The sequence below is a fragment of the Mesorhizobium sp. M8A.F.Ca.ET.207.01.1.1 genome (assembly GCF_004794715.1).
In the GTDB taxonomy this organism is placed as follows: domain Bacteria; phylum Pseudomonadota; class Alphaproteobacteria; order Rhizobiales; family Rhizobiaceae; genus Mesorhizobium.
The window spans coordinates 183,248-195,307 of sequence record NZ_SRUS01000002.1 but is presented as its reverse complement, the minus strand read 5'-3'; the positions used below and the strand labels follow the sequence as shown (position 1 = coordinate 195,307).

At 63.5% G+C, this 12,060-nt stretch carries 11 protein-coding genes; 8 read left to right on the top strand and 3 right to left on the bottom strand.

All coding sequences use genetic code 11. The annotated features are described in order from the left end of the window. Positions 1 to 47: 47 nt before the first annotated feature. Both EN850_RS05820 and EN850_RS05815 read right to left on the bottom strand, forming a co-directional pair. The gene (locus EN850_RS05820) at positions 48 to 1,364 is read right to left on the bottom strand and encodes an ABC transporter substrate-binding protein (protein ID WP_127279271.1); all 1,317 of its coding nucleotides are present in this window, start codon (positions 1,362 to 1,364) and stop codon (positions 48 to 50) included. Positions 1,365 to 1,723: 359 nt separating this feature from the next. Next, entirely contained in the window at positions 1,724 to 2,407 is a 684-nt protein-coding gene (locus EN850_RS05815) for a TetR/AcrR family transcriptional regulator (RefSeq protein ID WP_136090817.1), read from the bottom strand. Between the two features lie 100 nt (positions 2,408 to 2,507). On the opposite strand from EN850_RS05815, the gene EN850_RS05810 reads away from it, so the two are divergent. From EN850_RS05810 to EN850_RS05800, 3 genes are read left to right on the top strand one after another with little or no spacing between them, the layout of a single operon-like run. Further along, positions 2,508 to 3,704: a Tm-1-like ATP-binding domain-containing protein gene (locus EN850_RS05810; RefSeq protein WP_136090816.1), complete on the top strand. Its 1,197-nt coding sequence runs from the start codon at positions 2,508 to 2,510 to the stop codon at positions 3,702 to 3,704. 9 nt (positions 3,705 to 3,713) lie between these two features. Further along, on the top strand, positions 3,714 to 4,580 hold the full coding sequence (locus EN850_RS05805) for a phosphoenolpyruvate hydrolase family protein (RefSeq protein ID WP_136090815.1): 867 nt from the start codon (positions 3,714 to 3,716) through the stop codon (positions 4,578 to 4,580). Between the two features lie 6 nt (positions 4,581 to 4,586). Continuing rightward, entirely contained in the window at positions 4,587 to 5,003 is a 417-nt protein-coding gene (locus EN850_RS05800; RefSeq protein ID WP_127279966.1) for a cupin domain-containing protein, read from the top strand. 175 nt (positions 5,004 to 5,178) lie between these two features. On the opposite strand, the gene EN850_RS05795 is transcribed toward EN850_RS05800, so the two are convergent. Beyond that, positions 5,179 to 6,369, bottom strand: a complete 1,191-nt coding sequence (locus EN850_RS05795; RefSeq protein ID WP_136090814.1) for a Xaa-Pro peptidase family protein — start codon at positions 6,367 to 6,369, stop codon at positions 5,179 to 5,181. Positions 6,370 to 6,737: 368 nt separating this feature from the next. Between EN850_RS05795 and EN850_RS05790 the strand changes: the two genes are divergently transcribed. From EN850_RS05790 to EN850_RS05765, 5 genes are all read left to right on the top strand, one after another. Next, positions 6,738 to 8,348 (top strand): ABC transporter substrate-binding protein, encoded by a 1,611-nt coding sequence (locus EN850_RS05790; RefSeq protein WP_136090813.1) that lies wholly within the window; start codon positions 6,738 to 6,740, stop codon positions 8,346 to 8,348. A 262-nt stretch (positions 8,349 to 8,610) separates the two neighbouring features. Beyond that, positions 8,611 to 9,597 (top strand): ABC transporter permease, encoded by a 987-nt coding sequence (locus EN850_RS05780; protein WP_136090812.1) that lies wholly within the window; start codon positions 8,611 to 8,613, stop codon positions 9,595 to 9,597. After that, on the top strand, positions 9,594 to 10,424 hold the full coding sequence (locus EN850_RS05775) for an ABC transporter permease (protein ID WP_136090811.1): 831 nt from the start codon (positions 9,594 to 9,596) through the stop codon (positions 10,422 to 10,424). The genes EN850_RS05780 and EN850_RS05775 overlap by 4 nt, the downstream gene beginning before the upstream one ends. Next, the gene (locus EN850_RS05770; protein WP_189591010.1) at positions 10,421 to 11,269 is read left to right on the top strand and encodes an ABC transporter ATP-binding protein; all 849 of its coding nucleotides are present in this window, start codon (positions 10,421 to 10,423) and stop codon (positions 11,267 to 11,269) included. Before EN850_RS05775 ends, EN850_RS05770 begins: the two co-directional genes overlap by 4 nt. Next, a complete protein-coding gene (locus EN850_RS05765) occupies positions 11,266 to 12,042 on the top strand; it encodes an ATP-binding cassette domain-containing protein (protein WP_136090810.1) in 777 nt (258 codons plus the stop codon). The genes EN850_RS05770 and EN850_RS05765 overlap by 4 nt, the downstream gene beginning before the upstream one ends. Positions 12,043 to 12,060 lie beyond the last annotated feature (18 nt).

Here is a 12,060-nt window from a genome sequence, read left to right as displayed (position 1 = left end):
AAAGAAACGGAGGAGGCGACACCGCCCCCTCCGCGGGACATGAAGGATTATTGCACGCGGCCGTATTTCTTGAAGGTCGCGTTCCAGTCTCCAGCCAATGCGTCCAGCGTTTCCTTGGCGGTGCCACTGCCGCCGATCATGTAGGGGTAGATGCGCTGGTTGAGCTGCTGCAGCAGTTCGGCGTATTCCGGCACCGCCCAGAAGTCCTTCACCTTGAACATGGTCTCGTAGAAGGCCTTGTTGTAGGGCGTGGCGTTCTGGAACTCAGGCGACTTGAGCACTGCCTGGCTACAGGTGTAGCCGCCGAGGGCCGCCCACTTCTTCTGGGTCTCGTCCTTGATGAACCATTCGAGGAACTTCATCGCCTCGTCCTGCTTCTTCGAATACGAGATGACGGAGATGCCTTGCCCGCCCAGTGCGGCGAACTGGTCGCCATTTGGACCGGGAGGGTTAGCGAAGAAGCCGGTGTTCTTGGCATTCGGGTTCGAGGCCTCGTTGATCAGCGAGGGGAAGAACGCGAAGAAGTTCATGCTCATCGCGGCCAGGTTTTCCGTGATTGCCTGGTTGTCCTCGACGAAGAACGATTTAGCCCAGCCCGGAGGTGTGAACTTGTAGAGTTCTTTGTAGGCATCGAGCGCGGCAACCGCCTTGTCGGAGTTGATATGGCCGTCGACCTTGTAGGTCGTGTAATCGCCCAATTCACCGCCATAGGAGAACAGCGCGTTCTCGAAGCCCATCGCCATCGCGTCATAGGAATTGTCGGTGTAGATGGCGATGCCGTATCTCTTCTGGTCCGGCCGGTGGAAGAACTCCGCGATGTCACGCAGCGCCTTGAAATCCTTCGGCACGTCGAGGTCGTAGCCATACTTGGCCTTGAAGGCTTCCTTTTCCTTGGGATCCTCGAACCAGTCCTTGCGATAGGACCAGCCGACGGCGTCGCCCTCGAGCGGGATCGCCCAGTATTTGCCGCTGTTGCCGGGATACTCGGCATAATATTTCACCGTCGCCGGTGCCATGACGTTGCCGAGATCATGCTTCTTGAAGAAGTCGGTCAGGTCGACATAGTGGCCGCCGGTGGAGCCGGCCCCGAGCCACTGAGAGTCGCCGACGACAAGGTCATAGGCGTCGCCATGGGCGTTGAACTCGGTGAAGGCCTTGGTCTGGAAGTCGGACCAGGGCGTGGTTTCCACCGTGATCTTGACGCCGGTTTCCTTCTCGTACTCGTTGCCGAGTTCCTGCAGGTAATTGGCCGGATCCCACTCCGCCCAGAAGATGGTGAGCGACTTTTCCTGCGCGTAGACGGACGTTCCGCAGGCAAGCGTTAAGCCGATACCAGCAAGCATGCTGGTCACTAACTTGCGCATAATGATTTCCTCCCTTGTGCGCATTCTACCCTGTCTTGCGAGCCGGCGACGGAGCCGGCCCTGGTAGTTCCTCCCGTGGTCGCGCTTTCCGAATTCGGAGCCTCCTCGCCCTGTCCGGAAATGGATCGCAGCCCTCACTTTCGATCCGCTTTTCTTTCCAAATCTGGTATTACCAATTGTGAATGCCCGTCAAGCCCTTTCTTGAGCAGTGATGTCGGACAAAGTCGGCGAATTCCGGACTTATCCACCTGTTTTCTCTATATTTTCCTACTCATTGATACGCTTTGGCCTTGTTCGGACTTTTGCATTGGAACTATTATCGCTAGTCGACACCCAAATCTGGTAGAACCAGATAAGCGCTATTTCTGTGTCGTTGCCTGCATGATCCGGGCCGTATCGACGGCCGACTCCGCGATCGCCGCGCGCACCAGCGCACGCGCCGCCCATTGCGCGACCGACATCGTCCGGCGGCTGTCCAGCCCCCATATATCCTTGAGCACGATCAGCACCTCCACACCGAAGATCAGCGACAGCGCCTGCGCCAGCCGCTTGAAGTCGCGCGGCGACAAGCGGCCCTTGAGTGGCGCCAGCGCCTCCTTCAGCAATTCGACCCGATGGCCGCGCGTGAAGGCCGGTTCGCCGCCCAGCGTGCCCGCCTGGCGCCGCGCCCATTGATCAAGCGACAACTTCAACGCTGCCTTGAATGTGGCCTCGAAGGCCTCGATGCGCGGCATGGCCGTATCGAACAGTTCGGCCACGCGGCGCTCGGCATCGGTGGCGGTGGATTTCCAGGTGAGGATCGGCCCGAGCCCCTCGTCGACGACCGCCTGCACCAACGCTGCCTGACTCGGAAAATAGCGATAGGCGGTGGCGCGGGACACTTGCGCCGCCTCCGCCACTTCGCTGACCGAGGGGGTGACACCCGCCTGCATCAGCCTTGTCGCCGTCTCCAGCATCAGCCGTTTCGTACGCGCACGAGGTCCGCGCTCGGCTCTCTCACCGGTATCGTCGTTCGTTGCGGGTTGTTGACGTGAGACATCCATACCAATACGATACGCGCGTCTCAAAAAATTGCAATGGCAGCCCAGCGCGACCCTGGCGATGAGACACACGCATCGCAGCCGCCAGGATTGGGGACCCTTGATGAAGCGCGTCTATGTGGTGGGCACGACCGACACGAAAGGCGAGGAACTCGGCTTCCTGGCCGATGCCATCGCTGCCACCGGCGCAGTAGTCTGCCGTGTCGATGTCGGAACGCGAGAGGCAACAATATCTGTCGACATCGGTGCCACCGATGTCGCGGCGCATCATCCCGGCGGCAGCACGGCCGTGCTCGGCGGCAATGACCGTGGCGCGGCGGTCGCCGCCATGGGCGTCGCCTTCACCCGATTCATCCAGTCGCGAAATGACATTGCCGGCGTGATCGGCATCGGCGGCGGCGGCGGCACCTCGATCGTCACCGCGGGCATGCGCGCGCTGCCGCTCGGCCTGCCTAAGATCATGGTCTCGACGCTTGCCTCCGGCGACACCGCTCCCTATGTCGACGTCTCCGACATCGTCATGATGCCATCGGTGACCGACATGGCCGGCCTCAACCGGCTGTCGCGTGTCGTGCTGCACAACGCCGCCCAGGCGATAGCGGGCATGGCAGGCAATCCAGCGCCGGCAGCGGACGGCAAGGCGTCGATCGGCCTCACCATGTTCGGCGTCACCACGCCTTGCGTGACCGCAATCGCCGATCGATTGCGCGACGTCTACGACTGCATGGTCTTCCATGCCACCGGCACCGGAGGCCGCAGCATGGAGAAATTGGCCGACAGCAGCCTGCTGTCAGGTGTCATCGACATCACCACGACGGAGGTCTGCGACCTGCTGTTCGGCGGCGTTCTGCCTGCGACGCAGGATCGTTTCGGTGCCATCGCCCGCACCGGCCTGCCCTATGTCGGCTCGGTCGGCGCCCTCGACATGATCAACTTCTGGGCGCCTTCGACCATCCCGGAACAGCATCGCGACCGGCTGTTCTACGAGCATAACCCCAACGTCACGTTGATGCGCACGACCGCGCAGGAATGCCGCGCGATCGGCGAATGGATCGGCACCAGGCTCGCCCAGTGCGAAGGTCCGGTGCATTTTCTGATCCCGGAAAAAGGCGTCTCCGCGCTCGACATCGAAGGCGGCGCCTTCTTCGATCCGGAAGCCGACGCCGTCCTGTTCGACGCCATCGAGCGCACCATCAGGCCGAATGCGACGCGCCGCGTCACCCGCCTGCCGCTGCACATCAACGACCCCAAATTCGCCCAAGCGGCAACCGCCGCCTTCCTCGACATTGCCAGACAGTGAGACCCAGACATGCCAGCCATACCGCGCAAGGACATATTGAAGAAGTTCAGGGGAATGATCGACAAGGGCGTGCCGATCGTCGGCGGCGGCGCCGGCACCGGCCTGTCGGCCAAGGCCGAGGAAGCCGGCGGCATCGACCTGATCATCATCTACAATTCCGGCCGCTACCGCATGGCGGGTCGCGGCTCAGCCGCCGGCCTGCTCGCCTATGGCAACGCCAACGAGATCGTCAAGGAGATGGCCTACGAGGTCTTGCCGGTGGTCAAGAAGACCCCGGTGCTGGCCGGCGTCAACGGCACCGATCCCTTCGTCATCATGCCGCTGCTTTTGGCGGAACTGAAGACGATGGGCTTTTCCGGCGTGCAGAATTTTCCGACCATCGGCCTGTTCGACGGCAGCATGCGGCAGAGTTTCGAGGAAACCGGCATGGGCTTCGGCCTCGAGGTCGACATGATCGCCGAGGCGCACGAGCTCGGCCTCTTGACCACGCCTTATGTCTTCAACCCCGAAGAAGCGCGTGCCATGACCAAGGCCGGAGCCGACATCGTCGTCGCCCATATGGGCGTGACCACCGGCGGCTCGATCGGCGCCACCTCGGCCAGGTCGCTCGACGACTGCGTCGTTGCCATCGACGCCATTGCCGAGGCGGCGCGCTCGGTGCGCAAGGATGTCATCCTGCTTTGCCATGGCGGCCCGATTTCGATGCCGGACGATGCGCGCTACATCCTCTCCCAGGCCAAGGGCCTGCACGGCTTCTATGGCGCGAGCTCGATGGAACGGCTGCCGGCGGAAGCCGCGATCGCCAGGCAGACGGCGGATTTCAAGGCCGTCACACTGGGCGACGACAGAGCGCCCGCGAAGAAAAAGAAGGGATGATGGGAGATGACCGACAAGAGCAAGGTGTTTGTCTATCCGAAGGACGTCAGCGCCTTCGGCTTCGACTGGGGGAAATTGTCCCTGACCGTTGCGCCCGAAGTGAATGGCGCGACCCGCTTTTCCGGCGGCGTCGTCGACCTGCCCTCGGGCAAGGGCCATACCCGCCACAACCATCCGGGCGCCGAGGAAATCATCTTCGTCATTTCGGGCCACGGCGAACAGATGGTCGAGGACGAGAAGGGCAATCCGGTGGTCGAAAAGGTTGGCCCCGGCTGCACAATCTATGTGCCGGAAAGCCGGTTCCACTCGACGCTCAACACTGGTGACGGGCCGATGCAGCTGTTTGTGGTCTATTCGCCGGCCGGGCCGGAGCTGGTGCTAAGGGAGCTTCCGGATTTCAGGCTGGTGCCGGCGGGGGAGTGAACCCTTCGAGGGTCGCGCCGCCCCTCATTGTCCTGCCGGACATTTCTCCCCGTATAGTGACGGAGAAATATGCTGTCATCGCCGCTTTCGCCAATCGCCGAAGCTGCCTTCTTCTCCCCGTTCTACGGGGAGAAGGTGCCGGCAGGCGGATGAGGGGCAGCGCCAGCCTTGGGCATCATGAAATCCCACCCCGATTCCAACCCCGCCCGCGATCGCCAAACATCACATATCCCGCCTCGGTCACCGCCAGCGTGTCCTCCAGCTTGATGAAGCCGCGCGTCGGGTGAAGCATGGTGGTCTCCACCGACAGCACCATGTTTTTCTCAAGCGGTTTGGCCGCATAGGTGCCTTCATAGGTCACCGGATGGTTGGTCATCAGGAACGGCGCCTCATGGGTGATCAGGCCCATGCCGTGGGCGAAGAAATCCGTATAGGGCGCGACCTTGGATTTCTTCAGCACGCCCTCGGCGTAAGCAATCATGTCGCCGCCAAGCACACCTGCCCTGACCTTCGAAAACGCCGCCTGCTGCACCGTCTCGACCTCAGCCAGCAGATCCTCCAACTCGGCATCGGGTTCGCCCAGAATGCCCATCCGGCAGAGGTCGCCGATATAGCCGTGATAATTGCCGCCGGAATCGATCGACAGCACCTCGCCCTTCTTCCACGCCTGTGGCGAGGCGGCGCGGTTGTGGCTGGAGCCAAGCGTCAGCAGGCAATATTCGAAATGCGCGCCGCGATTGGTCTCCTCGCGCCTGACCTGCTCGATCATCTCGGCCTTGGTCGTGCCTTCATGCGCCCAGGCAATGGTCGCCAGCATGGAATCGGTGATCAACTCGGAGGCGGTGCGCAGCTTTTCGAGCTCGGCATCGGTCTTGATGGCACGCATGCGCTCCAGCATCTCGGTCGCGTCGATCAATTTCGCGTCGGGCAATGCCTTGCGGATCAGCGCATAGGCGTCCGACGGCAGGAAGCCGGGTTCGATCCCGATGCGCGCGCCCTCCTTGCCGATCTTCCTGACATGCTCGACGGCAAGGTTCGCGGCGTCGAGCGTGCCCCAGCAGGCGGCATGCAGCGTCGGCGTCCAGAACGGATGGTTCTGGTGCTCGCCGCCCTCCATGCGGTTGCCGATATAGGCCGCATGATCCGGCCCGCCCTTTTCGTAGACGACGATCGGCAGGTAACGGCTGTGGCCGATCGCATCCATGGCGGCAAAGAAGATGAACTTGTAGCCGCCCAGCAGGTACTGCGTGTTGTGCTTGGAGGTCGCGAGCAGCACGTCGATGCCGGCCTCCTCCATCAGCCGGTCGACCCGTGCCTGGTCGAACGGGATATTGCTGACGGCACCCTTGCCCGGCGCAATGTTCATCACTCTCTCCCTGAATTGCCGGGATCGTCGCTGTTTAGCAGCGATCCGCTGGCTCGCGATCAAATCTGCACTATTTTGCTCACTCTGGTCCAGCCAGAAACGTTATGAATGCCCGTCCATGCGGCATCAAGCCGGTATTCGGTCCAGCTATCCGGATATCTGGTCCTACCAGACAAAGGAATTGAATGAACTTATGCCAAACTGGTCCAGCGGACGAAAATTTCAAAGCCAAGCAGGATGCGCCAATTCCGTCTCTGGCGAAACCCTTCGCAAGGCTCATAATCCCCGCCGCAAGGATGCCGATGCACGCCGGCGTTCTAGGGGTGTCGCGCCCGGGTCGGGTCGCGCGGAGAGGACGGAGTTCGATCATGTCAGGTTTCACCATTTCCAGACGCACCATCCTTACCGGCTCGGCGATGCTGCTGGCCTCCACGGCCATGCCGGTGCTGGGTTGGGCACAGACGCCGAAGAAGGGTGGCCGGCTCGTGCTTGCCGCCGACTCCGAGCCGCGCAATCTCAACCCGGCGATCGTCGCCTCGAACGGCATTTTCTTCATCTCCAGCAAGATCGTCGAGACGCTGGCGGAAGCCTCCTTCGACGGCAAGGACGGGCTTGCGCCACGGCTGGCGGTGAGCTGGGAAGGGGCCGCCGACGGACTGTCGGCGACATTCAAGCTGCGCGAAGGAGTCAAATGGCATGACGGCAAGCCATTCACCTCGGCCGACGTCGCCTTCTCGGCGCTGCAGATCTGGAAGCCGCTGCAGAATCTCGGCCGCACCGTGTTCAAGGACCTCAGCGCGGTCGACACACCAGACGATCTGACCGCCGTGTTCAAATTCGCCAAGCCGACACCGTTCCAGCTGGTCCGCAACGCCTTGCCGGCGCTGTCGAGCGTTGTGCCGAAGCACGTCTATGAGGTCGGCAAGATCGAGGACAACCCGGCCAACAACGCGCCGATCGGCACCGGTCCGTTCAAGTTCGGCGAGTACAAGGCCGGCCAGTATTACCGGCTGACGAAGAACACGGACTATTGGGGCAAGGACGAGCCCTATCTCGACGAGATCATCTATCAGGTCCTGCCCGACCGCACCTCCGCCGCTGCGGCGCTGGAAGCGCAGGAAATCCAGCTCGCGGCTTTCTCGGCCGTGCCGTTGGCCGACCTCGACCGCATCTCCAAGGTTCCCGGCCTGAAGGTCATCACCAAGGGCTATGAGGGCCTGACCTACCAGCTCGTCGTCGAGATCAACCATCGCCGCAAGGAACTGGCCGACGTGAAGGTGCGCCAGGCGATCGCGCACGCCATCGACAAGGATTTCGTCGTAAAGACTGTGTTCCTCGGCTATGCCGCCACCGCCACCGGCCCGGTGCCGAAGAACGATCCGCAATTCTACACCGCCGACGTGCCGACCTATGCCTTCGATGTCGCCAAGGCCAACGCCCTGCTCGACGAGGCAGGCTACAAGAAAGGCGCCGACGGCAACCGCTTCTCGCTCAAGCTCTTGCCGGCCCCCTATTTCAACGAGACCAAACAGTTCGGCGACTATCTGCGCCAAGCGCTCGCGGCTATCGGCATCGACGCGCAACTGGTCAACAACGACTCGGCCGCCCACATCAAGGCAGTCTACACCGACCACGCCTTCGACCTCGCGGTCGGCCCGCCGGTCTTCCGCGGCGACCCGGCGATCTCGACTACCATCCTGGTGCAGAGCGGCATTCCGGATGGCGTGCCGTTCTCCAACCAGGGCGGCTACAAAAACCCTGCGCTCGACGCGCTGATCACCAAGGCATCGGAAACGCTCGACACCACGGCGCGTACCGACCTCTACAAGGAGTTCCAGAGGCAAGTCACGGCCGACCTGCCGCTGATCAACGTCGCCGAATGGAGTTTTATCAGCGTCGCCAGTGACAAGGTGGGCAACATCGCCAACAACCCGCGCTGGGCGGTGTCGAACTGGGCGGACACCTATTTGGCGGGCTGATCCCGCACTTGCGGATCGAAGTTTGGGGTGCTCAGATTCGGAGAATGAGAGTTCCTTCGCACCCCCCTCTGTCCTGCCGGACATCTCCCCCACAAGGGGGGGGATTGGCGGTTTCCGCGCCTCGCACTTCCCTGCAACGTTGGCGATTGGCGAAAGCCGCGATGACAACTGATCTCCCCCCAAGTGGGGGAGATGTCCGGCAGGACAGAGGGGGGCGCCGTGGAGCACGGCCTCAGAAGTTTACAAGCGGCGTCCCATCATTATGACTCGCGCCCTCGTCCTCCTGCGTCGTCGCCTCATCGGCAGCATCTTCGTTCTGCTTATCGTCGTCATCGGCACCTTCCTTCTCCTTGAAGCCGCGCCCGGCGACGCGGTCGACGCCTATATCGTCTCGACCGGCGGCGACGCCGGCATGATCGAGCTCTTGCGCCATCGCTGGGGCCTTGACCAGTCGGAGTTGACGCGGCTCGCCAACTACCTCTGGGCATTGCTGCATCTCGACCTCGGCCAGTCCGTCACTTTCTCCCGGCCGATCCGCGATGTCATCTTGGAACGCTTGCCGACCACGCTCGTCCTGATGGTCAGCGCCACCGCGCTCTCCTTCGGCCTCGGCTCGGCGCTCGGCATCTATGCCGGCGCAAGGCCCGGCAGCTTCCGCGACCGTTTTCTCTCTGTCGCCTCGCTGGCGCTCTACGCAGTGCCCGGCTTCTGGCTCGGCCTGGTGCTGATCGTAACCTTCGCCGTCGACCTGCGCTGGCTACCGATCGGCGGTATCGAAACCCTGGCCTCGGACAAGATCGGCCTCGACCGCGCCGCCGACATCGCCATCCATCTCGTCCTGCCGGTTTCCGCGCTCGGCTTCATCTATCTCGCGCTCTATCTGCGCATGATGCGTGCCGGCATGGCCGAGGTCTGGCGGCAGGATTTTGTGCTGGCCGCCCGCGCCAGGGGGCTTTCGCGCCACCGCATCGTGCTCGCCCACATTGCCCGCAACGCGCTGCTGCCGCTGGTCACCATGCTTGGCCTGCAGTCGGCGCAGATGCTCGGTGGCAGTGTCGTCATCGAGAGCGTCTTTGCCGTGCCCGGCCTCGGCCGGCTGGCGCAGGAGGCGGTGGCCGCGCGCGACACGCCCCTGCTGCTCGGCATCATCCTCGTCAGCGCCGTGCTGGTCATCGTGATCAACCTGCTCGTCGACATCGCCTATGCCTTCCTCGATCCGCGCGTCGGCGCCAGCGAGGCCGGCGCATGAGCCGTCTGCGCCGCTTCCTGCGCACGCCCGAGGCGGTTGTCGGCACTATCCTTCTGGCGGTGCTGTTCGCCATGGCGCTGTCGGCCTCGCTACTGTTTCCCGGGGATCCGCAAGCCATTGCCGGCCCCGCGCTGCTGCCGCCATTCCAGGATTGGTCGCTGCCGCTCGGCACCGATCGGCTCGGCCGTGACGTGCTGGCCGAACTGTTCCACGGCGCCCGCACCTCGCTGGCTGTCGGCCTCGCTGCAGCCGCCGCGGCCCTTGTCGTCGGCGCGGTCGTCGGCACGCTGGCCGGCTTTGCCGGCGGCCTCGTTGACGAAGTGCTGATGCGCATTTCCGACGCGTTCCAGACCGTGCCTGGTTTCCTGCTGGCGCTAGCCTTCGTCAGCGTGGTTGGCCCCTCGCTCGGCGTCGTCGTCGTGGCCATAGCGCTCGGCACCTGGACTGGACCGGCGCGCATTGCCCGCGCGGAAGTGCTGTCGATCCGCGAGCGCGACTATGTCGCCGGTGCCCGCGTCATCGGCATGCATCCACTGGAGATCGCCTTTCGCGAAGTGCTGCCCAACGCCTTGCCGCCGGTGCTGGCGATGTCATCGGTGATCGTCGCCGCCGCGATCCTCACCGAAGCGGCCCTGTCCTTCCTTGGCCTCGGCGATCCCAACCGGGTCACCTGGGGCGGCATGATCGCGGAAGGCCGCACTGTCCTGCGCACCGCGCCGTTCCTGTCGATCGTCCCGGGCATTGCGCTGGTGTTGACGGTATTGAGCGTCTATCTCGCCGGCGAAGGCATCGTCGAGACGACGGCCGTGCGCAGGGGCCTGTCGTGACCGCGCTGGCGTCGATCCGCGATCTCTCGGTGACCTACCGCGGCGATGGCATCGAGGTGACGGCGCTGAAGAACATCACTATCGATCTCCACGCAGGCGAACGGCTTGCGATCATCGGTGAAAGCGGTTCGGGCAAGAGCACCCTGGCGCTGGCGATCGCGGGGTTGTTGCCACTGTCTTCGAAAATTGAAGGCAGCATCGAGTGGTTCTCTCTACCAACGTTGGATGCCGTAGAACGCAGAACGCCAAAGTCTCACTCCGGACAAAACCTGACACCCCTCCTCGGCCGCGACATCGGCTTCGTCTTTCAGGATCCCTCCGCAAGCCTCGATCCCGTGATGACCATCGGCAAGCAGATCGCCGAAGTCGCCCGCACCCATCTCGGCCTCACATGGCAGCAGGCATACGCCAAGGCCAGAACCCTCCTCGAACGCGTCCGCTTGCCCGACCCTGACTCCGCCCTGCGCGCCTTCCCGCACCAGCTTTCCGGCGGCCAGAAGCAGCGTGTGGCGATTGCCGCCGCGATTGTCGCCGGGCCGAAACTGCTGATCGCCGACGAGGCAACCAGCGCGCTCGACACCATCGTGCAGGCCGAGATCGTCGCGCTGATCCGACGGCTGGTGGCAGAGGACGGCATGACGCTGCTGTTCATCAGCCATGACATCGCGCTCGCCGCCGAACTTGCCGAACGCATCGCGGTCTTCCGACATGGCCAGTTGGTGGAGCTTGGCAAGACGGCGCAGATGATCGACGCACCCGCCCAAGCCTACACGCGCGCGCTGCTCGACGCCCATATCGGCCTCGACGCCCAACCCTTGCTGAACCGAAGCGGGCTGAATGGATGAGCCTGCTGACGGTGTCTAATCTCACCAAACGCTATGGTCGCGCCGGCAAGACCCTCGCTGCGGTGGACGATGTCTCCTTTCATGTCGAGCCCGGCGAAACGCTGGCGCTGGCCGGGCCGTCCGGAAGCGGCAAATCGACGATCGCGCGACTGGTGTTGCGCTTGATCGAGCCGGATGGCGGAGGCATCGAATTCGAAGGCGATGATTTCTTGGCGCTGCGCGGCGCGCCCTTGCGTGTGCGCCGCGCCCGCCTGCAAATGGTGTTCCAAGATCCGCTCGCCGCCTTCAACCCACGCGCCACCGTGGCGCGCGTCCTCGACGACCCTTTGCGCATTCATGGCGTCGCCTCGCGCTCCGAGCGGCCGCGCCGCATCGCTGCCTTGCTGGAGCGGGTCGGCCTTGCGGCCGGTCTTGCACCGCGCGCCATCCATGAAATCTCCGGCGGCCAGCGGCAACGCGTGGCGATTGCCCGCGCCATCGCCACCAAGCCGTCGCTGATCGTGCTTGATGAAGCGGTGTCGGCGCTCGATGTCTCGGTGCGCGGCCAGATCCTCGATCTCCTGCTCGACCTGCAGCACCAGGAACGGATCGCCTATCTCTTCATTTCGCATGATCTCGGCGTGGTGCGCGCGATCGCCCACCGCGTCATCCTTCTCGATGGCGGGCGGATTGCCGAGAGCGGCGATGCCCGAACCGTTATCGACGCACCGCAATCGGCCGTCGGCAAGGCGCTGGTGGCGGCCGCGCCCAGATTGGACAGAAGCAGACCATGATCCGGTCTTCGAGCAAGA